This window comes from Blastococcus sp. KM273129, from assembly GCF_021698995.1.
GTDB lineage: Bacteria > Actinomycetota > Actinomycetes > Mycobacteriales > Geodermatophilaceae > Blastococcus.
In genome coordinates this window covers 39,179-63,546 of sequence record NZ_SSXB01000008.1, presented here as the reverse complement: position 1 = coordinate 63,546, position 24,368 = coordinate 39,179, and the positions used below count along the sequence as shown (strand labels likewise).

Here is a 24,368-nt window from a genome sequence, read left to right as displayed (position 1 = left end):
TCTCAGGACCGCACCGCGGCGGGGGACGCCAGCTCGGCCGCGATGCCGTCCGCCCAGGCGTGGACGGCCGGCCAGTCCCGGAAGTCCCCGACGGGCGCGCGCATCGCGGTGACCATCGCCCGCTCCCCGAGCGTGAGGTGCGCCTTGTCGAGGCGCCCGGGGAACAGCGCGTGGCCCCGTGCCCCGGTCAGGGAGGTCAGCGGCTCCACGTCGTGCGGGAGGTCGCGCGGGAAGGGCGGTTCGCCGATCGGCCCGCTCGAGAAGAGCCACACCGCCTTCGTGCGCAGCGCCGGCGCGTGCGTGGCGGCGTACTCGCGGGCGGCCTCGAGCCAGCGGCCGACGTACACGGCGCTGCCCAGGACCACCGCGTCGAACGCGGCGGGGTCGGGGCGCTGCGTCACGGGCACCGGCACGGCGACCAGGCCGGCGCCGCCCCCGGCCAGGCGCTGCGCGATCGCGGCGGCGATCTCGGCGGTGGCGCCGTGCCGGCTGGCCACGGTGACCAGCACCCGGCGCGGGGAGCCGCTCACCGGTCCGCCTCCTCGCGGAGCGGGACCACGGCCACCGGGCAGGTGGCGCGGTGGAGCACACCGTGGGTGGTGGGGCCCGGCCAGCGCCGGCGACGCTGCCCGACGACCAGGAGCTCGGCGGTCGCGCCGGCGGCGACCAGCGCCCGCGCCGGCCGGTCCCGCACCACGACCTCGCGGACCGGCACGCCGGGCTCCTTGTCCCGCCAGCCGGCCAGCGCCTCGGCGAGCACCCGCTGCGCGTCGCCGCCGACGCCCGCCTGCTCGGCGAGCGGGCTGAGCGACCGGTAGGCGGTCTCGAGGACGACGTCCTGCCAGGCGTGCACCGCGACGAGGTCGGTGCCGCGCGCGGCCGCCGCGGCGAAGGCGAAGTCCAGCACCTCGTCGTCGTCGGGGGCGCCGCGGACGCCCACGACCACGGACCGGCGCGGCCGGACGACGGCAGCGGCGGGGTCCGGCAGGACCACCACCGGGCAGGCCACGTGGCCGACGACCCCGGCTGCCGTCGACCCCACGAGCAGCCCGGTCACGCCGCCGGCCCCCCGGCTGCCGACCACCAGGAGCTGGGCGGTGGCCGCGGCCTCGCGCAGGGCGTGCACGGGGTCGCCGTCGGCCAGCGAGGCGGTGACCTCCACACCGCCCCCGGCACCGCCTGCGGCGGCGCCGAGGACCTCCTCCGCGGCGGCGCGGACGAGCGACTGCACCTCCGGGCTCGCGTTCGCGTCGCTGAACCCGCCGAAGGGCCAGGTCAGGGCGTGCACGAGGGACAGGGGTGCGCCGCGCCGCCGGGCCTCGTCCGCGGCGAAGGCCACGGCGTGCAGCGCCGCCTCCGAGGCGTCGACACCCACGACGACGGGGCGGGGGTGCGGGGAGGTGGTCATGGGAGGTCCTTCCAGCCGGGCCGGGAGCTCAGGTGGTGGCGTCCGCGTCGACCGGGTTCCCGCGGTGCCCGTCGTCCCCGCTCGGGGACGGGAGCACCCGGACCCCGACGACGCCCGGCACGGTCCGGGCCAGCGCCCGCAGCGCGTTCGCCTCCACCGCCGCGGAGGGCTCGGGGACGCCGGCGGTGCGCCGGACCGTCGCCACCCCCTCGACGACCGCGACGTCCCAGTCGCCCAGGTCGCCGGTGTACCCCTCGACGAGGCGGGCGAGGTCGCGCGCGATGTCCGGGTCCGGGCGCACCAGCGCGTGCAGGAGGTCGCGGCGGCTCACGATGCCGACCAGCCGCCCGTTCGCGAGGACCGGGACGCTGCGCAGGCGGTCGTCGACGAACAGGCGGGCGACGTCGGAGACGTCGGCGCCCTCGTCCACCGTGCGCACCCCCTGCGTCATGACGCCGCGCACGAGCAGCGGCGGGGCGGAGCCCCCCGGGTCGTCGCGGCGGAGGTGCAGGCGCGGGTCGGCCGGCAGCCGGTCGCGCAGGACGTCGGCCTCGGCCACGATGCCCACGAGCTGGTCGGCGCCGTCCACGACCGGCAGCGCCGCGTAGCCGTGCTCGGCCATCACCTCCGCGGCGTACTTGGCCGAGGTGTCCGGGCCGACGGTGACGACCCCGCGGGTCATGACGTCGCGTACCTGCACGATGCGGCTCCTGATCAGGCGTCGGTGGGGCGGTCGGGCCGACGCTAGGGCCGGCGGCGCCGGTCGCCGCAGGGCCGCGGGGCCGGATGCGACGGGACGTTGGTCCCCCGTCCGCAGGACGGCGGACCCGGGGGCGACGGCGGGGACCGGGCGCATCGTCGGGGCCTGCCGGGCAGCGGCCGGGCACGAGCGGAGGAGCGGCGCGTGGACGGTGCAGCGGTGCAGCGACCCCTGGTGGTCGTCGGCGTGGACGGGTCGGAGGCGTCGCGCGCGGCCCTGACCCACGCGTTCGCGGCGGCGGCCCGCCGGGGTGCGGTCCTGGAGGTCGTCGCCGGGTACGCCGTCGAGGTCGCCTACCTGGGCGGGGCCCCGGTGTGGCTGCCCGACGTCGCCTTCATCCGCGAGGAGACGGCGGCGCGGGTCCGTGCGCTCGTGGCCGGCACGCGGTCGGCGCCGGCGGTCGCGGCCGTGCCGGGTGCCGGCGACGTCGAGGTCCGGTTGCAGGTGCTGCCCGGGCCGCCGGCGCAGGCGCTGGTGGAGCGGTCGGGGGACGCCGACCTGCTGGTCGTGGGCAGCCGCGGGCGCGGAGCCGTCCGCAGCGTGCTGCTCGGCTCGGTCGCGCTGCACTGCGCCACGCGGGCGGCCTGCCCGGTCGTCGTGGTGCACGCCGGGGGTGGTGCGCCGGGGCGGGTGGTGGTCGGGGACGACGGCTCGCCGGGAGCCCGGGCGGCGCTGGTCACCGGGGTGGAGGAGGCCGCGCGGGCCGGTGCCGACGTCGACGTCGTGGTCGCCTTCGACATCGAGGACCTCTGGATCGACCTGACCACGGCCGTCGTGCCGTCGCCGGAGCGGATCCGGGACGAGCTGGCGGCGCGTACCCGGGCGACGGTGGACGCGGTCCTGGCGGAGCGGGGAGCGGCGGGCCGCGTGGTGCCGCACGTGCGGACGACGGTCGTGCAGGGGCGCGCCGCCGAGGTGCTGGTGGCGGCCGCCGGGGCAGACGACCTGCTGGTCGTCGGCAGCCGCGGGCGCGGCGTGCTGCGCGGTCTGGTCCTGGGGTCGGTCGCCCTGGAGTGCGCCATGCACGCGCTCGGCGCGGTCATGGTCGTCCACCCCCGGGAGGACCGGGCGCCGGAGCCCGTCGGGGCCGGGCACGGGGCGGACCGGCCGGCGCCGCCCGTGCCGGCGTGACTGCGCCGGCCGGCGGCGTCGCCGGACCCGTGGTCGGGGGCGGGTCCGCCGACGTCGTCCGCTCCCTCGCCGACGTCCTGGGAGGTGGCGTCCGGGTCCTGCTGGCGCTGCTCAGCTCCCCGCTGCTCCGCCGTCGGCGTGCGGTGCGCGGCGCCACTCCCGACGAGGTCGCCGGGGAGATGCCGGGCGATGACCTGGTCCCGGTACCCGTGCGGGGGTACACGCGGGCCGTGACGGTGGGTGCGCCGGTCGAGCGGGTCTGGCCGTGGCTCGCCCAGATCGGTCAGGGCCGGGCCGGGCTGTACAGCTACGACGGCCTGGAGAACCTGGTCGGCTGCCGCATCCGCAGCCTGCGCACCCTGCTGCCGGCCGAGGAGCGCCTGCAGCCCGGTGACCTGGTCCGGCTCGGCCCGGAGGGCTACCCGTGCTTCCGGGTGCACACCGCCGAGCCACCCGGCGCGCTGGTGCTGGTGAGCGCCGACCCGCGGCCCCCGCACCGCGCCGGGGCGGTGACCGGGGACCCGACGGTCGCGACCTGGCAGTGGGTCCTGCGCCCGGAGCGGGGCGGGCGGGCCACGCGGGTCGTCGTGCGGCAGCGGCTCGTGCACCCCCGGTCGCAGGCGCTGCTGTGGCGCCTCGTCGAGCCGGTCGGCTACGTCATGGAGCAGCGGATGCTGCGGGGCCTGGCGGCGCGGGCCGAGCAGCGCTGAGCGCCGTGGCCGGCGGGTCCCGGCCCCGGAGCGTGCCCCGGCGGGAGGGCCGTGCACCGGGCGACGAGCTCCTCGGCGTACCAGCGCTCGCGGTCGACCGGGGGACCAACGTCCCGCGGTGGCGGGACATCGGCCTGCGGTCGCGGCCGGGCCACCTGGCGACGCTGGGCGGGCCACCCACGGCGACAGCGAGGAGAGACCGGTGACGGAGACGACCGCACAGCAGCCGACCGATCCCGGAGGGAGCTCCGACCGGGCGCGCCTCGTGGTGGGCATCGACGGGTCCGAGCACTCCCGCGGGGCGCTCGGCTGGGCCCTGGCGGAGGCGGCTCGCCGCTCGGCCGCTCTCGACGTGGTGACCACCTTCCCGGTGGACTTCGTCTGGGGGGACGCCTACCTCCTGGAGGAGGGGCACGTCGAGAGCATGCGCGCGGAGACCGCGGCCAGGGCCCGGGCCTTCCTCGACGACGTGCGGCGGGCGACGGCGCAGCCGGACGGTGACGTACCCGTCGACCTGCACGTGGTGGCCGGGCGGGCGGCCGAGGAGCTGGTGCGGTGGTCGGACGGGGCCGAGCTGCTCGTCGTCGGCAGCCGCGGGCGGGGCGCCGTGCGCAGCACCGTGCTCGGCTCGGTGGCGCTCCAGTGCTCGGTCCACGCCCGCTGCCCCGTGGTCGTGGTCCGGTCCGCGGACCAGCCCCACGACGACCGCGTCGTCGTGGGGCTGGACGACTCGACCGCCGGCCGGGCCGCCCTGCGGCGGGGTGCCGAGGAGGCGCGGCGTCGCGGTGGCCGGCTGGAGGTCGTGGTCGCGAGCACGCCGGTGGACACCTGGACGGAGTTCGCGCCGTACAGCGGTCCGTCGGAGCGGGAGTTGCGCGAGGACGCCGAGCGGTTCGGGCGGCAGGTCGCCGACGAGGTGCTCGACACGTCCCGCGGCGAGGACGTCCGGGTGGTGGCCGGCATCGGGCCGGCCGACGACGTGCTGGTCGACCGGGCGCGAGGGGCCGCGCTGCTCGTGGTGGGCAGCCGCAGCCGGAGCCGGCTGGCCGGGATCGTGCTCGGGTCGGTGGCGCTGCGCACCGTCGTCCGGGCGGAGTGCCCGGTCATGGTGGTGCACCCGCCGCGGACCGAGGAGGCGGCCGGGCCGGCCATGGCCGCCGCCGCCACCCAGGGCTGAGCCGGTCGCGGTGCTCGCGTGGGTGCTCGACGCACCGGCGCCCGTCGACCGGGTGCCGCTGCGCCGCGTCGAGAAGCCGCTGCCCGAGCCGGGCCCGGGCCAGGTCCGCGTCGCGGTCAGCTGCTGCGGGGTGTGCCGGACCGACCTGCACCTGGTCGAGGGGGACCTCCCGCCGCGCCGTCCCGGCGTCGTCCCCGGGCACGAGGTGGTCGGGCGGGTGGACGCGCTGGGTCCGGGCGCCGGCAGGTTCGCGGTGGGCGCCCGCGTGGGGGTCGCCTGGCTGGGCCGGACCGACGGCACCTGCCGGTTCTGCCGGGACGGGCGGGAGAACCTCTGCACGGCCCCCCGGTTCACCGGGTGGGACGTCGACGGCGGCTACGCCGAGGCGTGCCTCGTCGACGAGGCGTTCGCCCACCCGCTGCCCGACGGGCTGACCGACGAGCAGGCCGCACCGCTGCTGTGCGCCGGCATCATCGGCTACCGGGCGCTCCGCTGCGCCGAGGTCCCGCCCGGCGGGCGGCTGGGCATCTACGGCTTCGGGGGGAGTGCGCACCTGACGGCGCAGGTGGCCCTCGCGCAGGGGCTGCGCGTGCACGTGCTGACCCGCGGCCGGCACAACCAGGAGCTCGCGCGGGCGCTGGGGGCGGACTCCGTCGGCGGGGCGGCCGACGCGCCACCGGAGCCGCTGGACGGCGCCATCCTGTTCGCACCGGCCGGGGAGCTCGTGCCCGTCGCACTGCGGGCGCTGGACCGCGGGGGGACGCTGGCCGTCGCCGGTATCTGGCTCTCCGCCGTCCCGGGGCTGGACTACGCGGCGGAGCTGTTCCAGGAACGCCGCCTGCGCAGCGTCACCGCGAACACCCGCCGCGACGGCGAGGAGTTCCTCCGGCTGGCGGCCCGGCTCGGGATCACCGCGACGACGGTGCCCTACCCCATGGCCGAGGCCCCCCGTGCGCTGGCCGACCTGGCGCACGGCCGCTTCGGCGGCGCGGCCGTCCTGCACGCCTGACCGGGCCGGTCCCGCGATCAGCCCGTCGAGGGGGTGGCGCGGCCGCGTGCCGCCGTGCCGGCCGGGGGCGCGGTGACGCGGCCGAGGCGGAGCAGGTCCTGCGGGTGGGCGTGCCAGCTCAGCGCCGAGCGGACCTGCATGCGCACCACCGGCACCTCGACCACCTGGTGCAGCGGATCTCCGGTCCAGCCGCGGGCGCCGGCGATGCGGAGCACGCGCCGGCGCGCCTCGCCGGACCTCAGCCAGGCGAGCTCGTCGTCCCGGGCGGTGGCCAGCAGGACCACGGTCTGCCCCGCGCCGGGCCTGACGTCCACCGGCTCCGCACGATCGGCGTGGCCGGCGCGCGGGCCGGGCTCGGCGAGCCGGACGAGGTCGGCGAGCAACCGCAGCCGGTCCTCGCGGTCCACGGGGACCAGCGTGACGTCCTCGGCCGAGGCCGCCTCCACGAGCGCGCGCACCAGCTCCGGTGGCAGCCGGGCGGGGGTGGGCTCGAGCGGGCCCGGCCACGGCTCGCCGGCGGCGGGGACCGGAGCCGTCCCCGGGCCCAGGGCGGCGAGGGCGGGGTCCGGTGACCCCGCGACGGGGCACACCTCCGCGAGCAGCTGGGGATCCGTGGCCAGCGGGAGGCGGCGCACCTCGACGGCGAGGCCGGCGGCGGCCAGGGACACGCGGGCGTCGAGCAGCGCGGCCCCGGCGCCCTGCAGGGGCTCGCGGGCCCGTCGGTCGGGCACGGACGATCTGCGGGAGCGGTCCGCGCGCAGCTCCAGCGACCCCGGTCGCACCCGCACCAGCCACGGCCGGGCGCCGTTCGCCGAGGGGGCGAGGAGGGCGGCGACGGCCGCGTCCTGGAGCGCCCGGGCGGTGCGCCGCGGGTCCGGAGGTCTGCCAGGGAGCACGGTCCCTCCTCGGGGTGGCACGGTCCTCCCAGGATCGACCGTCGCGCGCGGCGGCGCCGCTGACGCCGGACCCCCTGCCGCGCCGACCAACGTCCCCACCGACGGATGACCACCGGCCGCACCGGGCAGCACGCAGGCAGAGCGCGACGGGCCCGGTGCTCAGCCGACGCCGGCCCGGTGCCGCCGCGCCGCTGCCCCCTTCACCACGGCGTCGGCGAGCAGCACCGCGGGCGCGGCGGCGACCGCCACCACGAGCCCCGCCAGGGGAGGGACGGCCTGGCCCAGCAGGCCGGCGACCGGTGGCACGGCGAGGACCGCCACCAGCACGAGCAGCTCGACCGCGACCGCCCACGCCAGCAGCGGGTTGGTGCGCGGAGGTACCCGCCACGCGGGGCGGGTGGTGCTGCGGCAGGCGAACGCGTTCCCGAACTGGCCGAGCACGACCGCCGCGAAGGCCGCCCCGGAGGCGGCGGCCAGGGTGCCGGCCGGGACCTCGGCGCCGTAGGACCAGCCCGCCGGGAGCAGCACCGCCAGGAAGGCGGCCATCGCCATGGTGGCCTCGACCGGCCCGAGGACCAGGAGCGCCCGGCGCAGCAGGGCGCCGTCGACCAGCCGCCGGCGCGGCGGCGGGCCGTCGAGCACGCGGGCCGAGGCCGGTTCCGCGCCCAGGGCCAGGGCCGGCAGCAGGTCGGTGGCGATGTCGAGGCTGAGCACCTGCAGCACGCCGAGCGCCAGCGGCACCGAGCCGCCGGTGACGGTGAAGACGACGAACGGCGTGAGCTCGGCGACGTTGTCGGTCAGGTGGTAGGTGAGGAAGCGGCGGATGTTCGCGAAGGTCGCCCGGCCCTGGCGGACGGCGTCGACGATCGTCGCGAAGTGGTCGTCCAGCAGCACGAGGTCGGCGGCCTGGCGCGCCACGTCGGTCCCGCTCACGCCCATCGCCACGCCGATGTCGGCGGCGCGCAGCGCCGGGCCGTCGTTGACCCCGTCGCCGGTCATGGCGACGACGTGGCCGCGGGCCTGCAGCGCGCGGGCGATGCGCAGCTTGTCCTCGGGCGCGACGCGGCAGACCACCGTGCCGTCGGCGTCGAGCAGTTCGCCCAGCGCGGCCTCGTCGGCCGGCAGGTCCCGGCCGGCGAGCACCCGGCTGCCCGGGCGCCAGAGCCCGGTCCGGCGGGCGATCGCCGTCGCCGTCGCGCCCGAGTCCCCGGTGATCATGGCGACGGCGATGCCGGCGGTCCGGCAGCGGCTCAGCGCCTCGTCGACGCCGGGTCGGGGCGGGTCCTCCAGCCCGACCAGGCCCAGCAGTTCCAGGTCCCGCTCGGCGGCGTCGGCGTCCGCACCGTCCGGCAGCGGGCCGCAGCGGCGGGCGACGGCGAGCACGCGCAACCCGTCGGCGGCCATGCGGGCCGCCTCGTCGGCGGCGCCGCCCGGGGCGGTGCACCGGGGCAGCACGCTGTCCGGTGCCCCCTTGAGCGCGAGCGTGCCGTCCGACCAGACCGACATGCGGCGCCGCCGCGGGTCGAAGGTGAACCGCCGGGCGCCCGGCGGTGCGCCGGCCTTGGTGCCGGGGACGCCGAGCCGACGCGCCAGCGCGTCCAGCGCCGCCTCCATCGGGTCGCCGACCGCGACCCAGCCGCCGTCGTCGTCCCGGTGGACCCGGCCGGTGGAGCACGCGGCCGCCGTCCGCGCCAGCCGACCGGCGGCCGTCACCGCGGCCTCGACGCCGCGGACCTCGGCCACCGGCTCGTAACCGGTGCCCTCGACCGCCACGTCGCCCGCCGGCGTCCAGACCCGCACCACCGCCATGCGGTTCTGGGTGAGGGTCCCGGTCTTGTCGGTGCAGATGAAGGTGGTGGAGCCCAGGGTCTCCACGGATTCCAGCCGGCGGACCAGCGCCACGGTGACCCCGACCGCGAAGAGGAAGCCCTCGCCGGCGGGCAGGCCGAGCCAGGTGCCGGTGAGGAAGCAGACGGTGCCGATGCCCACCGCCAGCACGGTGACCGTGCGGACGACGCGGTGGAGCTCCCGCGCCAGCGGTGTCCTGGCGCGTTCGACCGTGCGGGTCAGGCGGGCGATCGATGCCAGGCGGGTGTCGCCGGCGATCGCGGTCACCACGGCGGAGGCCTCGCCCTCGACGACGAAGGAACCCGCCGACAGGGGGTCGCCGGCGTCCTTGCCCACGGGCTCGCTCTCCCCGGTGAGGAGCGCCTCGTCGACCCGCAGCCCGTGCGACTCGACCACCCGCAGGTCGGCCGCCACCCGGTCACCCGCCTCCTGGAGCACCAGGTCGCCCGGGACCAGGTCCACGGCGTCGACCTGCCGGCGCACGCCGTCGCGGACGACCGTCACCCGGTGGGGCACCAGGTCCCGGAGTGCCTCGGCGGCCCGGTCGGCGCGGTACTCCTGCACGAAGGCGAACACGCCGTTGAGGACGACGACCACCGCGATCGCCACGCCCAGCTCCGGCATGCCGCCGACGAAGGCCAGCCCGGCGGCGGCCCACAGCAGCAGCGCGAAGAAGTGCACCAGCTGGGCGGCCAGCAGCCGCACCGGTGGGGGCGGTCCCTCCACCGGCAGCCGGTTCCCGCCCTCGGGCCGACGTCCCGCCACCTCTGCCGAGGACAGGCCGGCCGGGGTGGCGGCCGCGACGTCCCCGGTCACGCGCGGTCCCGGTGGGCCGCGTCCTGGTCGGCGTAGGCGCTGCGCCGGTGCAGGCGGAGCACCGCGCCCCAGACCGCGACCGGTACCAGCGGCCACGGGAACCAGGAGCCGGTCGCGAGGGCGCCGACGACCCAGACCACCACGAGGGCGGCGTTGACGGTCGCGAAGACCAGCAGGTGGTGCGCGAACCGTCGACGCCGCCGCATCTGGGCGGGGGAGGGGAGGGAGCCCTCGTCGGGCATCGGGCGCTCCGGATCCGGACGGCGGCAGCGGGCCGGTGACCCGACCGCGGTCCAGCGTCGGGGACCGGCCGCCGGTGGGTCCCGGTGCGGAAGTCCTCCGGTCCGGGTCGAGCGGCCCCCGTGGTCGGCGACCTTCGGCCCTCCCCGGGCCGGACCCGGGTGGGCAGCGTCGTCGCACGACTGCCGGGGAGGGACGCGTGGCGACCGACCAGCCGATCGACCGGGCCTCGCCGGCCGACCGGGCCATGGCGGCCATGGGGCGCCGGGGACGACCCGGGCAGCTGGGGGTCCTCCTGCTCCTGGGCACCGGCCCGGCGGACGACCTGCACGCCGTCGAGCGGCTGCTGGTGTCGCGGCTGGCGTCCGTGCCGCGGCTGCGCCGGCGCCTGCTCGCCGCCCCGCCCCTGGCCGGCCCGCCCGTCTGGGTCGACGACCCGGCCTTCGCGCCGGACCGGCACGTGCGGCACCTGCCGTGGCCGGGGCCCGGCGAGGAGGACGCGCTGCTCGGGCTGGCCGCCGACGTCGTGGGCCGCCGGCTGCCGCGGGACCGCCCGCTGTGGTCGGCCACCATCCTGACCGGGTACCGCCGGGCAGCGGTGCTGCTCGTCGTCGACCACGCGGTCCTCGACGGGATCGGCGGGATGGCGGTGCTCGACCGCCTCCTCGACGGCCACGACGCCCCGCCGGTGGGGAGCCCGGCCGGGACGTCGCGGCCCGCCTACGCCCGCCTCGTCGCCGACGCGTGGCGGGCGCGGATCGCCGGGGTCCGCCGGCTCCGCCGGGCCCTCCCCGAGCTGCGACGGGCGCTGTCGGCCGGGGGCGGGGCGCACCCCGGCGCCGCCGCGCCCTGCTCACTGCTGGCCCCCACGGGTGGCAGGGTGGCCCTCGCGGTGGCGCGCGCCGCGCTCGCCCCGCTCCGGGCGACGGCGCACCGCTCCGGCGCATCGGTGAACGACGCGCTGCTGGCGGCGGTCGCCGCGGCGCTCGGGGACCTCCTGCGGCACCGCGGGGAGCACCTCGACGTGCTCCGGGTCGCCGTCATGGTGTCCGGGCGCCGGACCGCCCGGGCGGACCGGCCGGGCAACGCGGCGGCCCCGCTGGTCGTGGCTGTGCCCGTGGGCGGGGGCGCCGAGGAGGGGCTGCGCACCGTCGCCGGCGTGGTGGCGGCGCGGCGGGAGCAGGCCGCCGGCCCGTCCCTCCCGGCGCTCCTCGGCCCGGTGTTCCGCGTGCTGGCCGCCGGGGGGTGCTACCGCTGGTACCTGCGGCGGCAGCGCCGCATGCACACCCTGGTGAGCGACGTCGCCGGGCCGCCGGTGCCCCGGTCCCTCGGGGGCGTCCCGGTCACCGCGGTGGTGCCGGTGGCGGTGGGGGAGTCCGGCAACCTCACGGTCTCCTTCACCGCCCTGTCCTACGCGGGCACGCTCACGGTCACCGCTGTCGCCGATGCGGGCGCGGTGACCGACCTCCCCGTGCTCCGGGAGGCCCTGCAGCGCCGCCTCGACGAGCTCGCCGGCGTCAGCCCGGGAACAGCGCGTCGAGGGTGACGAACCCGTAGCCGGCCGCGCGGATCCGGTCGACCAGCGCCGGCAGCGCGTCGGCGTCGAGCGTGCTGCCGTCCTCGGGGTGCGCGCCGACGTGCATGAGGACGATCTCGCCGGGCTGCAGCGCACCCATCACCCGGTCGACGACCGATGTGGCGGTGCGGCCGCCGCTGGTGCCCTGCCAGCCGAGCGTGTCCACGGTCCACCGCACCGCCACGTACCCCAGGTCGTTGACCGCGGTGACGGTGCGGGCGTCGCGGTCCCCGAAGGGGAAGCGGAACAGCGGCCGCGGATCGACCCCGGCGGCTCGCAGCGTGGCCTCCGCGCCGCGCACCTCCGCGGCGATCGCGGCGGTGGACAGCCCGGTGAAGTGGGGATGGGTGGCCGAGTGGTTGCCGATGCGGTGCCCGGCGGCGCGGATGGCCTCGACGCCGGCGGGATCGGCCGCGGCCCAGCGGCCGGTGAGGAAGAACGTCGCCGGCACGCGCTCGTCGGCGAGCGTCCGGAGGATCGAGGCGAGGCCCGAGCTGCCGGCCCCGGCGTCGAAGGTGAGCGCCACCACCCGCCGGTCGGTGGGGACGGTGGAGACGTCCTGGCCGCGGAGCGCCGCGGGGACCGCGGCCGCCGGAGGGGAGGGGGAGGCCGGCGGCACGGTGGCCGGCGGACCCGGCACCGTGCTCGTGGACGGCGCCGGGCTCGTGGACGGCTCGGGCGGGACGGCGGAGGGCGGCACCGTCGAGGGCGGCACGGTGGTGGTCGCCGGGGCGGATCCGGTGCCGTCCGCGGCGCGGTCGCCGGATCCCCCACCCCCCGCCAGCACGACCGCCACGACGAGGGCCACCAGCGCCGCCGCGGCGAGGGCGATGCCCGTCCAGCGGGCCTGGCGCACCGTGCTCACCCTGACCTCCGAGCGGTCGCGACGCCGCCGGGGCACCGGCGGACCACGCACCCGTGCCGGCGGGGGACGGGCGGAGGTGGATCGGCGTGCCCGGTCCCTCCGGCGGGTGGCGCGTGACCACCCGATGGTCGCGGGACCGGATGCGGCGGGTCAGGGGCGACGGTCGTGGTCGCAGGTGACGATCGGCCCCGGTGCGCCGGTCGGTGGGGCCGTCACCCGTGAGCGGGCCGGCCGGCCGGCCGTGGCTCCGCCGTCCGGCGGGGGACGCCCACCCCGAGGTTGAGCACGGCCCCCAGCGCCGCGCCGGTCGCGGCGCCACCCACCACGTCCAGCGGCGCGTGCCCGCCCAGGTAGACGCGCGCCGCGGAGTTCAGCACGGCCAGGACCACCACCGCCACCCGCCAGCGGCCTCGCGGGAGGTGGGGCAGCAGCAGCACGACGATCCCGAAGGCGATGATCGCGTGCCCCGAGGGGAACGAGGCGCCCGCTGAGGGGACGTCGCGCAGCACCGCTCCGGGGATCGTCGTCCCCGGGCGCTCGCGGTGCACCAGCTCCTTCAGCACCGCCCGTTCGACGAGGAGCTTGAGCGGCACGAGGAGCACCAGCGCACCGGCGAGGCGCCACCGGCGGAGCACCAGCGCGCCGGTCGCGACGAGCAGCGGCATGCCCAGCACCCCGACCAGCTGCACCGACCACAGCGGCCACTGCCAGACGTCGGAGCGGTGGTTGACCAGCTCGAACACCCGGCGCTCGAGGTCGCCCACGGTGCCCGGCGCCACCACCCGCGCGCAGAGCCCCGCGATCGCCGCACCACCGGCGACGGTGGCGGCATCGGCCCACCGGCGCCGCACGTCCACGGTCACCCCCGGACCACGGCGCCCTGCGGCACGCGAGCGGTCACCCGACCCGCACCCCGGCGCCACAGCACCCAGGCGAGCGCGCCCAGCGGGATGGGCAGGAACCAGGTGAGCAGCCGGAAGTCGAGCACCGCCCCGGCCGCCGCGGCCGCGTCCACGCCGACGGCCGTGAGCCCCGCGACGTAGCTGAGCTCGGCGATGCCGAGCGCTCCGGGGGTGATCGGTACCGCGGTCACCAGCCGGGTGACCGAGAAGACGGCCAGGAGGGCGAGCCAGGGGACGCCGGCGCCCTCCCCGCCGACGGTCCGCAGGCAGACGAGCAGGAGGACGAACAGGGCCGTGTGGCTGCCCACCGCTGCGGCGGTGAGGAGGTGCCACCGGTCGCGGACCAGCCCCAGGGACTCCGTCCGGAAGGTCTCGGTGCGCGCCACCCAGCCGGAGGGAGGTCGGCGCCCCCACCGGCGCAGTGCCCGGGCCGACAGCCGTTCCGCCCCCGAGGCCAGCGTCGCGGCGGCCCGGTGGGACGTGAGGGCCAGCACCAGGGCGGCGACGGCCAGCACGAGCAGGCCGCTGCCGAGGGCGGCCGCGGTCGCCAGGGCCGGCGAGGTGTCGCCGGCGAGCGCCAGACCACCGAGCGCCACCGCCGGCATGGCGAGCTTGACGAGGTTGTTCCAGACGCCGGTGAGCGTGACCGCGCGCGCGATGGCCGCCGGTGGCACGCCGAAGGAGTGGTACATCGCCGCCGTCGTCCCCACCCCGAAGGCGAACCCGGCCGGCACGGTGTTGGCGATCGCGGTGGACGCCTGGTCGGCGAGGACCGCCCGGCCCAGCCGCAGCCCGGGTACGGCGGCCATCCAGAGGGGCGCGTAGGAGACCAGGTTCACCGCGGCCACGGCGGCGACGAGGACCACCTCCCGCCACGTGAGCGCGCGCACCAGGCCGAACGCCCGGTCGTAGTCGGCGATGCGGGGCAGGATGCCGGCGAAGACGACCACCAGGACGCCGACCGTGAGGAGCGCCCGCGCGACCCGGCCGGTGAGGACCGCCCGGGCGCGACCGGGGCGGGACCGGCCGGGGAGAGGCGTGCTCACAGCCCGAAGCGGTGCTCGAACCAGGCGGTGAGGGCGGCTCCCGCCGCGGCCGGCAGCCAGAAGGTGAGCAGCCGGAAGAGCAGCACCGCGGCGCAGGCGCTGGCCAGCGGCGCCCCCAGCCCGGTGAGGGCCAGCAGCAGCGCCACGTCGGCGGCACCGGGTGCGGCCGTGACGGGGACGACCGACCACAGCAGGTGGAGCGCGCCGTAGACCGTCGCGGTCGCGAGAAGCGCGACCTGACCGCCGACGCTGTGCAGCGCCGCGGCCAGGACGGCGGCCTCGAGGAAGACGCCCGCGACCGTCCACGCCAGCTGGGCACCGCGCCGCCACGGCGGCCGCTCGACGCCCTGCCGGCGGAGCGACAGCAGGTCGCGCAGCGCCTGCCCGACGTCCTCCCGTGGCGCGGTCCGGGCCGGGGTCGCCCCCGACCCGCGCAGGGCGAGCCACTGCCCGGTGAGCACGAGCGCCCACGCCCCGAGCCCGACGAGGACGGCGGGCACCAGCGCCTCGGGCGTGCGCCAGCCGGTCAGCCGACCCTCCACCACGGCGAGGGCGAACGTCGCCACGGCGACCAGGACGGCGGCGACCACGGCCCCGGCGGTGAACCGGGCCAGGGCCGCCCGGGCCGCCTCCGGCAGCACCCCGGCCCGCTCCAGGAAGCGGGCGGCCGCGCGCCGCCATCCGTCGTGACCGTGCAGCAGCATGGCGCTGTCGGCCACCATCCCGGCGCCGTACGTCCGGCCCAGGGCGATCCGCCGCTCCACGGTCAGCAACGCGCCCACGGCCATCGCCGCGCGGGCGAGGACCGCCAGCGCCACGGCAGCGCCGAGCCACCGCCAGCCACCGCGCTCGACGGATTCGGCCATCGGGCCGGCCCCGGCCAGCAGCGGCACACCCACGAGGGCACCGAGCGAGCCCACGGCCACGGCGGTGCGCGCCGGCCAGCCGGCAGGCGCGAACTCCGGGCGGTCGGGGTCGGGCAGGCCGAGCCGCGCCCGGATCTCGGCGCGCAGCAGGTGCAGGCGGTCCGGCCGGGCCCGCAGCCGGGCGCGGGTCGCCGAGGAGAGGCTGAGCGGGGCGAGGGCGGGCAGCGCCGCGGCGACCGGTGCCGGTCCGAGCCGGTCCACGGCCGACGCGACCACCAGCCGGGGCTCGACGAGCAGGGCGAGGGCGGCCAGCAGCTCGGCGACGTCCCCGGCCAGCGAGTCGTCGGAGGCGCCCGTGAGGGCGTTGCCGAAGTCGACGATCCAGGGCCGGCCGACGTCGTCGACGACGACGCTGCCCGCGACCAGGTCGTGGTGGGCGACGCGCGCCTGGCGCAGCAGGCCGACCTGCTCCCAGACCGCGTCCAGCAGCTCCGGGGTGAGGGCCTCGGCCGGGAGCTCGTCGAGCGGCCGGGAGGGGAGGAACTCCTGCACGACGACGGCGCCGCGGTCGTCGCCCCGGGCCAGGAGGATGCGCGGCGTCCGCACCCCGCGCTCCCGGGCGGTCATCGCGGCGACCGCCTCGTGCTCGGCCTGCTGCCCCAGGGGTGCCACGGCGTCGGCGTCCTTGACGTCCCGGACGGCCAGCAGCCGGTAGAGGCGGTACAGCCAGTCCCGCTCGGCGCGGTCCGGCTCCAGGTACTTCACGTACAGCCGCCAGCCGTGTGCGGTCGTGGCCTCGAAGGGGTGCGAGCTGCGCGCATCGACCTCGGCCGGGCAGAGGTCCCGGACGGGCATGCCCAGCCGGGTCAGCAGGCCGCTCAGCCGGCGCGGGTCGACCTCGCGCCGTGGCACCCCGAAGACCCAGTGCACCAGCGAGCCGATGGCCCAGCCGACGGCGACGCCGCCGACGACGTCGAGGGGCAGGTGGGCGCCCACGTAGATGCGGCCCAGCGCCACCGACCAGGCCAGCACCCAGACGACGCGCCGCATGCGGCGGGAGAGGTAGGGCACCGCGGCCGTCGCCAGGGCGGCGGCGACCGCGGAGTGGCCGGAGATGAAGCCCAGGCCACCCACCGGGCCCTCGGGGAAGTTCACCTCGACGGCGAAGCCGCCGGGCCGCTCCCGCCGGACCACTCCCTTCACCAGGTCGGCCGCGACGTAGGCGAGCAGCCCGGAGACCAGCAGGTCCCGCGCCATGCGCACCTGGCGGGCGGCGAGCGCGGCGGCCGCGAGGACCGGGACGGCCACCGCGTTGCCGAGCTGCATGACCACCCACACCACCGGGAAGATGCCCGCCGGCAGGCCGTTGACCAGCTGGAACAGGTCGCGCTCGAAGGTGGGCAGCTCACCGCGCTGCGCGACGAGGAACCCGAGGCCGAGCACCGCCGCGCCGAGGAGGACGCGGACGAGGTCGACGTGGTAGCGGTGCACCGGGGAGCGGCCGGCCCGCGGCGGTCCCGAGCCGCCCGGTCCCAGGTCCCGGCTGCCCACCTGCAGCTGCGTGGTCACCCCAGGAGTGCACCCCCGTGGCCGCCCTCGGCAGCAGGGTCTTCCGGCCCGGGCCGGGGGACCTCCCGCACTGCGTCAGCCGGGCGGCGCGGCCACCGTCACGGTGTGCGAGACCAGCTGCTCGCCCTCCCACGTCCAGCCCGCGAGGGTGACGGTCACCGTGGGCCCGCCGTCGTCCGCCACCGCGACCGTGCCGAACTGGCCGGCCCCCGGGAAGGCGCCCTCGCTGTACGGCCCACCCTTGACCGAGCCCGGGCGGTCCAGCGCCGCCGCGTGCAGCAGCGGGAACCCCGGCCCGCCCGCGGTGGCGTAGCCGGTGTGGGTGCCGTCGTCGACGGCGACCATGTGCGCGTCCCCCGACAGCATGACGAGGTTCTCGATGCCCGCACCGGCGACGACGTCGGCCAGCTCGCGCCGCTCGTCGGCGTAGCCGCCCCAGTCGTCCCGGCCGGGTCCGGCCGGCGCCACCCACGGGTCGGGGTTCACCCAGAGCACGACCGCGTGGGTGCGCGCGGCGCGCACCAGCTCGTCGGCCAGCCAGGCCTTCTGCTCGGCGCCGAGCATCGAGGTCGCGGTGCGCTCGGACCGGGTGTCGGTCATGACGACGCGTACCCGGCCCACGGTGAAGGCCTGGTACACGGCGCCCTCGTCCGGCAGGGGGTGGTGCGGCGCGTACTCGCGGTAGGCCTGCCGCGCGGCCGGCCCGACGGGGGAGGAGGCGTCGGACCCGTCCCCGCCGAAGTCGTGGTCACCCCACACGTACGCCACCGGGACCTCGCGGTACAGCGCCGCCTGGGCCGGGGCGGTGAGCACGTCCTCGTACCGGTCGCCGAAGGCGCCGACGTCGTCCCGGGAGACGTCCGCGTAGTGCAGGTCGCCGGTCTGGAGGTAGAGCAGCGGGTCGACGTGGGCGATCGCGTCGAACACCGCCCCGCTGGAGCCGGTGCGCGCGCAGCCGGCGACCGCGAGGGTGAACGACGCCGGGCCCTCGGGGACGGTCCGGAAGCCGCCCCGGCCGCGCCCCTCGTCCGGCCGGCCGTCGACCTCGACCGTCCAGCGGTACGCCGTGCCGGGCGACAGGCCGTCGACGGCGAGCCGGACGACGCCGCGTGCGGTGGGGGCGACGGCGGCGGAGCGCCGCGGTGCGCCGCCGTCGACCGGGGTCACCGCCAGGCGGGCGGTGGAGGACGGGTCCGCCAGGCCGGCGACCACCTGTGCCGACCGCCCGGTCACGCCGCCGGACCAGGCCCAGAGCACCCGGTCCACCTCGAGCGGCAGGGTGGCGGAGACGGGGTGCGCCGGCCCGAAGAGCCGCTCGTACACCGCCGCCGCGGCGCCGTAGGTGCCGCCGAGCACCAGCGCCAGGGTGGTCACCGCCCGCAGCGAGCTGCGGTGCTGCCAGACCAGCCAGAAGCCGACGGCCGGCAGCAGGAAGACGGCACCGACGAGCAGGCTCACCCACGGCTGGTACGTGATGGCGGCGAAGATGCCCAGGGCCGTGCCGGCGACGGCGGCCAGCAGGGCGCCGACGGCCTCGGACCGCAGCGCCACCAGCAGCCCCACCGCGGCCAGCGCGAGCAGCCCGAGCTGGAGGGTCCGGGACAGCTCCGCACCCATCGTGTCGCCCTCCGGGCTGGTGGGCAGCCCCTCCACCAGGGCGAGGACGGCGAACAACGCCAGCGCCCCGGCCAGCCACGCCCGGGCCAGGCGCCGGACGGTCCGCTCACGCGCGGGCCCCAGGCTCACCAGGCCCGGGGTCGGGGTGGCACCGGCCGGCTGCCACGGGCATCCGCTGCAGTCCCGGTGCAGCCCGCGCCGTTCCAGCGCCCACCAGGTGCCGAGCACCAGCGCCGTGCCGATGAGCACGCCGGCGCCGACGTCCGAGGGCCAGTAGAGCCGGTCGCGCACGAGCTGGACCGCGTAGCCGGCCAGGAGCGCGGCGGTGCCGCCGAGGACGGCCAGCGCCGGCCCGCGCCGGCGGGTGCGCACGTGGACGGCGAGGGGGACGAACCCGGCCAGCAGCGTCGCCTGCAGGGCGGGGCCGCTGGGCAGCGAGTCGAGCAGGCCCGCGAGCGGACCGTCGGGCGGGTGGGCGCGTTCCACCGCGTCGGTGAACCACAGGTGCGCCCCCAGGGAGAGGCCCACCACGGTCAGCTGCCCGAGCGCGAACGGCGGGCAGCGCCGGGTGAGCAGGCCGACCAGGACCGACAGCGCGACGGCGACAGGCACCGTGCCGACCAGCTCCAGGGGCAGCCCGGTCCACCCGGGCAGCTCCGGCACGGTCTCGTCCACCCCCTCGAGCAGCTGGGGTGCCCCCGCGACGGTGAAGGTGAACTGGGCCGCGGCGGCGCCGGTGAGCACCGCGGCCCAGCCGAGCAGCAGCACCCCGAGCCCGGACGGGGCGCCCGGTGCCGGCGGCCGCCGGCCGAGCGGGGTGCTGACCAGCAGCGGCCGGACCGGCCCGGGGACGTCGGGCCAGCGGACGAGGAGGACCAGGGAGGTGATGGCGAGGGCGGCCATCGCTCCGGCGGCGAGGAGGAGGAGGGCGTACAGCCACGACACCCCGGCGCCGAACATGCCCGCGGCCTGGGTGTAGTTCTTCGTCGCGCCCCGGGCCCCGTAGACCGCCAGCGCGCCGGCGCTCAGGGCCAGCAGCAGGTAGTGGACGCGGAGCCGGAGACCGGCCGGGAGCGCGGCCTCCGGGGGGTCGCCGGTCCGGACGCCGTGCGCCGTGGCCAGGCCCTGCAGCGACGTTCGCCGGTCCCGCCCCCGCCGGTTGCGGCCGTGCAGGGCGTCGCGCACCAGCGTGAAGGCGGAGACGAGTATGCCGGCGCCGATGATGGCGGGCACGAAGATCTGCGCCCGGTCGACGTCGGCCTGCGCCCACCAGTCCTCGCGGACCCGGCGCCTCACGGGGCCACCCCCGCGTCCCGGGCGCCGGTCCCGTGCGCGCCGTCCCCGGCGTGCAGGACGACGGTCCCGGCGTCCCCGTCCACGGTCACGGCGCGGCCGTCCAGCACGCTCGTGGCGCCGGCGACGTTGAGCACCGCCGGCACACCCAGCTCGCGGGCCACGATCGCCGCGTGGGACAGCGGCCCGCCCCGCTCGACGACGATCGCGCCGGCGCGGAGGAACAGCGGGGACCACCCCGCGTCCGTCGCGGCGGCCACGAGCACCTCCCCGGGCTCGAGGAGGTCCGGGTCCGGTGCGCGCAGGACGTGCGCCCGCCCGGTGTGCCGGCCCGGTGCGGCGGCCCAGCCGTCGAGGCGGTCCCCCACCGGCACCGCGCCCGGCGCGGTGCCGGGGTCGCCGGTGAACCGGACCGGCAACGGCGGCTCCTCCTCACGCTGCCGCAGCCAGCGCCGCCGGCGGGCGAGCTCGGCCGGCGCGGGCGGGGCACCGGCCAGCGCCGGCGCGAGTTCGTGCTCGCGCAGCAGGTCGACCGCCTCCGGATCGGGCAGCGCCCCCGCCCCGGTCAGCCGCCGGCCGAGCTCCAGGTGCACGCGCCGCACCTCGCCCCCGAGGGCCAGGACCGCAGCCTTGACGTTCTCCCGGCGGGCCAGCCCGTCGCTCGCGTCGGTCACGAGCCGGCGGAGCACGTGCAGCCGCACGTCGACGACCTGCCCCGTGAGGATCCGCACCCGCCGCCACGACCGCTGCCCGGTCAGCCGCCGCTCCAGCTCGCGCCGTGCCGTCTCCCGCTCGACCCGGCGGGACCGGTGCGCAGGGAGGGACTCCTGCCCGCCCTCGGCCCACGTCGGGCCGGCGAACACCGAGCGGGAGGTGCCGGCCGACCGCGTGCGCCGCGCGCCGGCACCGGAGGTCACCCGCTGCGCGGCGGAGGCCGCCTCCTGCTCGCCGAGGTGCCCGGCGAGGGTCGCCTCCAGCTCCGCGTAGGCGCCCACCGCCGCCGAGGCGACGGCGAACTCCACCGTCATGCCGCGGGTGCCCAGGTCGACCAGCCTCCGGCGGTAGGCCAGCAGGTCGGGGATCGCCATCACGGGCAGCGCGGGCGGATCGGCCAGGAGCTGGTCGGTGGCGGCCAGGACGACCGCGGCCTCCGCCGTCGCGCGCCGCCGGGCCGCGCCCGCCCGGAGCTGGACCCGTGCGGTCCGCCACCGGGACGCCGGCGCCCCCTCGTCGGCGTCGGGCTCGGCGGAGCCGAAGTACTGGCGCTCCAGCTCCGCCTCGGATCCGCCCGGGACGCTGCGGGCGGCCCTCTTGAGCAGGTCCAGGTCCAGGGCGGCCCGCCCACGCACGCGGCGGACCAGCTCGTGGGGACCGCACCGGTCGGCGGGCAGCCCCCACGACCGGCCGAGCACGTCGCGCAGCGCCTCCTCGACGAGGAAGGAGGCCACGTCCCACACCAGCGGCGGGAGGACGCCGGGCAGCGTCTCGCCGATCCCGGCGGTGGTCAGCTCGGCGTCGTCGACAGGGGTGTCCGCGCCGTCGTCGGTGCGGTCGGGCCCGGTGGTGATGGGCCGCGCCTGGACCACCCACGTCCGCTTGCCGTCCCAGGCCCACTCGACGTCCTGCGGCCGGCCGCCGGACGCCGCCTCGACCTGCAGGGCCAGGGCCGCCGCCTCCCGCACGTGGGCGGGGGCCGCCGCCTCGCCCGGCGGCTGCCGGGGGAGGAGCCAGACGTCGGGCGTGCGGGCGCCGGAGACGAGCGCCTCGCCGAGCTCCGGCACGGCCTCGACGCGCACCTGGCCGGGAGAGCCGCCCGGGTCGACGGTGAACACGACGCCGGCCGAGCGCGCCGGGACCATCCGCATGAGCACCGCCGGCATGGCGACGTCGTCGCTGCCGATGCCCCACGCGCGGCGGTAGGCGCACGGGGCCGGGTGCCACAGCGAGGCCCAGGTCAGGCGCACCGCGTGCAGGACGTCGTCGGGCGGGACGTCCAGCGAGGAGCGGTACTGGCCGGCGAAGGAGGCCCCGGCCATGTCCTCGACGGTCGCCGACGACCGCACCGCCACCGGGGCGCCACCCCCGACCGATCGGGCCGTGGCCACGAGCCGCTCCTCGAGGGACGGCGGGACCGGTACGGCGAGGAACGCGGCGTCGACCTCGCCGGCGGGCACGGTCTCCCCGGCGCGCAGCCGGCCGAGCAGGCCGGCGAGGTCGGGGTGGGCGGCGACCGACCGGTAGGTGGTGGCGCTGACCACCGCGGTCGGAGGCACCGGGAACCCGGCCTGCACCAGGCGGTCGAGCGAGGCCGCCTTGCCGCCGAGCTCCCCGGGCGGTGCGGGGTTGCCGCGGCGGAGGACCACCACCGGCTCGGCGACGGCGTCGCGCCGGACACCGGTGGTGACGGTCACCGGCCCGCGTCCCCGGCGGTGGTCAGCCCGGCGCGGTAGGCGGCCACGCACCGGTCGGCCAGCCGGTCGGCCGGCTCGCCGGTCGCCGCGGCCCGCCGGCGCAGCCAGGTGGCGAGGTCGGGACGCAGCGCGATCCGGTGCCGGGAGCGCAGCACCAGGACGAGCGCCGCCGCGAGCACGACGCCGACGGCGGCCAGGAGCACCACCAGGTCACCGTCGCCGCCCCGGGCGGCGTCGACGGCCCCGACGAGGACGCCGAGCAGGGCGAGCAGCAGGAGCGGCAGCAGGCGTGGCACGGGCACTCCCCGGGACGGCGGGCGGGCGGTGCTGGCGACGCTAGACGCGCACCGGGGGCCTGCCCGGGGTCTCCCGACCCCGTCCCCCGGGGACCTTCGGCGTCGCGCGGCCACGGCGACGCGAGGTCGCGGGAGGGACCTTCGGCCCTGCGCGGCGGGACGGCGGGCCCGCGTGCCCCGAGCGTGACCGGTCGACGATCCAAGGGGAGCACCGCCGGGACGCGACCGAGCGGACGGGCGGGAGGACGGCAGGTGGAGACCCAGGACCGCGGCCACGCCGTCGGTGCGGACGTGCGCCGCCCGCGGTGGCCCGACGAGGACCGGTGGCGCCGGCCCTCGGGACTGGAGCCGACGGGCCGCCGCCGGCTCCCGCGGGTGGTCCTGGCATGGTCGCTCGCCGTCGTGGCGGCCGTCGCCGGCCTGCTCGTCCGCAGCGCCCACCCGGAGCTGGTGGCGGGCCTCGACCGCGATGCACGCGACCTGCTCCTCGGCGCCGAGGAGCAGGTCCCCGGCTGGGCGGAGAGCATGAACCGGCTCGGCGGGGTGCTCGGCTACCGGGTGCTGTGGTTCCCCGTGCTGCTGGTCCTCGTGTGGACGACGCGGTGGCGGCACCTGGTGGTCTACCTGGGCACCGTGTCGGTCGTCGCCGCCGTCGCCCAGCTCGCCCTGGGGCCGGCGACGCTGGCGCGGGCCTTCCGGGACGAGCTCACCGGCTCGCCCGACGCGGTCCACCTGCCGGCCTGGCCCCTGCTCGTGCTCGCCACCGTGGCGACGGCGACGCTCCTCGTGCTGACCCCCTCCGGACCGGCGCGGAGGTGGGGGTGGTCCGCCGTCGTCCTGCTCCTGGGCGTCGTCTCGGCCGGGCGGGTGGCGCTCGGGCACGACGTGGCGTCGACCGAGGTCCTCAGCGCGCTGCTGGGCTGCGGTCTGGCGGCCGTCGCCTTCCACGTGCTGGCGCCCGAGGACGCCTTCCCGGTCACGTTCCGCCGGCAGGTGAAGGCCCACCTGCGGCTGGACGGTGAGCGGTGCGCGGCCGTGTCCCGGGCGGTGCGCGAGCAGCTGGGGCTGCGGCTGACCGCCCTGGAGCCGTACCGGCTCGACGGCTCGGCGGGATCGACCCCCTGCCGGTTGCGCATCGCCGGTCCCCCGGAGGGCCTCCTCTTCGGCAAGCTCTACTCGAGCACCCACCTGCACTCGGACCGCTGGTACAAGCTGGCCCGCGTGCTCCGCTACGGGCGGCTGGAGGACGAGGCGCCGTTCTCCTCCGTCCGCCGCCTGGTCGAGCACGAGGACTACATGCTCCGCCTGCTGCGCGACGCCGGCGTCCGCGTGCCCGAGCCCGTCGGCGTCGTGGAGGTCGTGCCGGGGCGGGAGTACCTGCTGGTCACCGAGCTCGTGCCCGACGCCGTGGAGGTCCTCGACGCGCCGGTGGAGGAGGCGCTGGTCGACGACGCGCTGGTGCAGGTCCGCCGGCTCTGGGCCGCCGGCGCCGCGCACCGGGACATCAAGCCCTCCAACGTGCTGGCGCAGGGGGCCCGGGCCGTCCTCGTCGACGTGTCCTTCGGTGAGCTGCGCCCCTCACGCTGGCGGCAGGCGGTGGACCTGGCGAACATGCTGCTCGTCCTCGCGCTGGCCGTCGGCACCGAGCGGGTGCTGGCACGGGCGCGGCAGTACTTCGACGAGCAGGAGCTGGCGGAGGCCTTCGCCGCCACCGGGTCGGTCACCGTTCCCCGCCAGCTGCGCCGGCGGATCGACGCGTCCGGCCGCGACCTGCTGGCGGAGTTCCGCGCCTCGCTGCCGCACCACCCGAGGATCCGCATCCAGCGCTGGAGCGCCCGGCGCCTGCTGCTGGCCCTGGCCACGGTCGGCGGGATCGCCCTCACCGTCGCACTCGCCGCGCTCAACCTCCGGGCGGGCGGCCTGCTGTGAGCG

Annotated in this window: 19 protein-coding genes; 6 read left to right on the top strand and 13 right to left on the bottom strand. The window is 78.5% G+C overall.

The features are described from left to right. Positions 1-2: 2 nt before the first annotated feature. Genes E9565_RS04040 through E9565_RS04030 form a run of 3 tightly spaced genes read right to left on the bottom strand, consistent with a single transcriptional unit; the run spans position 3 to position 2,108 of the window. Positions 3-530 (bottom strand): flavodoxin domain-containing protein, encoded by a 528-nt coding sequence (locus tag E9565_RS04040; RefSeq protein WP_236825962.1) that lies wholly within the window; start codon positions 528-530, stop codon positions 3-5. Next, on the bottom strand, positions 527-1,408 hold the full coding sequence (locus E9565_RS04035) for a universal stress protein (protein WP_236825961.1): 882 nt from the start codon (positions 1,406-1,408) through the stop codon (positions 527-529). Before E9565_RS04035 ends, E9565_RS04040 begins: the two co-directional genes overlap by 4 nt. A 28-nt stretch (positions 1,409-1,436) precedes the next feature. Next, positions 1,437-2,108, bottom strand: coding sequence for an HPP family protein (locus tag E9565_RS04030; protein ID WP_236825960.1), 672 nt, complete (start codon positions 2,106-2,108; stop codon positions 1,437-1,439). 204 nt (positions 2,109-2,312) lie between these two features. Here E9565_RS04030 and E9565_RS04025 point away from each other — a divergent pair, with 204 nt between their 5' ends. The 4 genes from E9565_RS04025 to E9565_RS04010 all read left to right on the top strand — a co-directional run bounded on the left by E9565_RS04025 (position 2,313) and on the right by E9565_RS04010 (position 6,195). Continuing rightward, positions 2,313-3,299: a universal stress protein gene (locus E9565_RS04025; RefSeq protein WP_236834133.1), complete on the top strand. Its 987-nt coding sequence runs from the start codon at positions 2,313-2,315 to the stop codon at positions 3,297-3,299. After that, positions 3,296-4,009 carry a hypothetical protein gene (locus E9565_RS04020; protein ID WP_236825958.1) on the top strand — a complete coding sequence of 238 codons (714 nt, stop codon included), beginning with the start codon at positions 3,296-3,298 and terminating at the stop codon, positions 4,007-4,009. Before E9565_RS04025 ends, E9565_RS04020 begins: the two co-directional genes overlap by 4 nt. A 202-nt stretch (positions 4,010-4,211) precedes the next feature. Continuing rightward, the gene (locus E9565_RS22915; RefSeq protein WP_236825957.1) at positions 4,212-5,186 is read left to right on the top strand and encodes a universal stress protein; all 975 of its coding nucleotides are present in this window, start codon (positions 4,212-4,214) and stop codon (positions 5,184-5,186) included. 22 nt (positions 5,187-5,208) lie between these two features. Continuing rightward, entirely contained in the window at positions 5,209-6,195 is a 987-nt protein-coding gene (locus E9565_RS04010; protein WP_236834132.1) for a zinc-dependent alcohol dehydrogenase family protein, read from the top strand. A gap of 17 nt (positions 6,196-6,212) precedes the next feature. Here E9565_RS04010 and E9565_RS04005 read toward each other — a convergent pair whose 3' ends face one another. From E9565_RS04005 to E9565_RS03995, 3 genes are all read right to left on the bottom strand, one after another. Next, the gene (locus E9565_RS04005; RefSeq protein ID WP_236834131.1) at positions 6,213-7,091 is read right to left on the bottom strand and encodes a hypothetical protein; all 879 of its coding nucleotides are present in this window, start codon (positions 7,089-7,091) and stop codon (positions 6,213-6,215) included. Between the two features lie 159 nt (positions 7,092-7,250). Then, on the bottom strand, positions 7,251-9,755 hold the full coding sequence (locus tag E9565_RS04000) for a cation-transporting P-type ATPase (RefSeq protein WP_236834130.1): 2,505 nt from the start codon (positions 9,753-9,755) through the stop codon (positions 7,251-7,253). Further along, positions 9,752-9,997 carry a 2TM domain-containing protein gene (locus E9565_RS03995; RefSeq protein WP_236834129.1) on the bottom strand — a complete coding sequence of 82 codons (246 nt, stop codon included), beginning with the start codon at positions 9,995-9,997 and terminating at the stop codon, positions 9,752-9,754. Before E9565_RS03995 ends, E9565_RS04000 begins: the two co-directional genes overlap by 4 nt. A gap of 197 nt (positions 9,998-10,194) precedes the next feature. Between E9565_RS03995 and E9565_RS23095 the strand changes: the two genes are divergently transcribed. Continuing rightward, positions 10,195-11,541 carry a wax ester/triacylglycerol synthase domain-containing protein gene (locus tag E9565_RS23095; protein ID WP_236834128.1) on the top strand — a complete coding sequence of 449 codons (1,347 nt, stop codon included), beginning with the start codon at positions 10,195-10,197 and terminating at the stop codon, positions 11,539-11,541. Here E9565_RS23095 and E9565_RS03985 read toward each other — a convergent pair. The 7 genes from E9565_RS03985 to E9565_RS03955 form a co-directional block, all read right to left on the bottom strand. Next, a complete protein-coding gene (locus E9565_RS03985) occupies positions 11,513-12,436 on the bottom strand; it encodes a polysaccharide deacetylase family protein (RefSeq protein ID WP_236834127.1) in 924 nt (307 codons plus the stop codon). The genes E9565_RS23095 and E9565_RS03985 overlap by 29 nt on opposite strands. Before the next feature lie 212 nt (positions 12,437-12,648). Then, positions 12,649-13,299, bottom strand: a complete 651-nt coding sequence (locus E9565_RS03980) for a phosphatase PAP2 family protein (RefSeq protein WP_236825950.1) — start codon at positions 13,297-13,299, stop codon at positions 12,649-12,651. Then, on the bottom strand, positions 13,296-14,384 hold the full coding sequence (locus E9565_RS03975) for a YbhN family protein (RefSeq protein WP_236834126.1): 1,089 nt from the start codon (positions 14,382-14,384) through the stop codon (positions 13,296-13,298). The genes E9565_RS03980 and E9565_RS03975 overlap by 4 nt, the downstream gene beginning before the upstream one ends. Then, a complete protein-coding gene (locus tag E9565_RS03970) occupies positions 14,381-16,819 on the bottom strand; it encodes a phosphatase PAP2 family protein (RefSeq protein ID WP_236834125.1) in 2,439 nt (812 codons plus the stop codon). The genes E9565_RS03975 and E9565_RS03970 overlap by 4 nt, the downstream gene beginning before the upstream one ends. A 75-nt stretch (positions 16,820-16,894) precedes the next feature. After that, positions 16,895-19,732, bottom strand: a complete 2,838-nt coding sequence (locus E9565_RS23090; protein WP_236834124.1) for an alkaline phosphatase D family protein — start codon at positions 19,730-19,732, stop codon at positions 16,895-16,897. Then, positions 19,729-22,140, bottom strand: coding sequence for a PEP/pyruvate-binding domain-containing protein (locus tag E9565_RS03960; protein WP_236834123.1), 2,412 nt, complete (start codon positions 22,138-22,140; stop codon positions 19,729-19,731). Before E9565_RS03960 ends, E9565_RS23090 begins: the two co-directional genes overlap by 4 nt. After that, complete coding sequence (locus E9565_RS03955) at positions 22,137-22,436, bottom strand: hypothetical protein (protein ID WP_236834122.1); 300 nt, start codon at positions 22,434-22,436, stop codon at positions 22,137-22,139. The genes E9565_RS03960 and E9565_RS03955 overlap by 4 nt, the downstream gene beginning before the upstream one ends. 252 nt (positions 22,437-22,688) lie before the next feature. Between E9565_RS03955 and E9565_RS03950 the strand changes: the two genes are divergently transcribed. Continuing rightward, positions 22,689-24,365 (top strand): RIO1 family regulatory kinase/ATPase, encoded by a 1,677-nt coding sequence (locus E9565_RS03950; protein WP_236834121.1) that lies wholly within the window; start codon positions 22,689-22,691, stop codon positions 24,363-24,365. Positions 24,366-24,368: the final 3 nt, after the last annotated feature.

Excerpts from the sequence above, each read along its gene's own strand:
- E9565_RS03995 (WP_236834129.1), bottom strand. The coding sequence starts at position 9,997 with ATGCCCGACGAGGGCTCCCTCCCCTCCCCCGCCCAGATGCGGCGGCGT.
- E9565_RS04035 (WP_236825961.1), bottom strand. The coding sequence starts at position 1,408 with ATGACCACCTCCCCGCACCCCCGCCCCGTCGTCGTGGGTGTCGACGCC.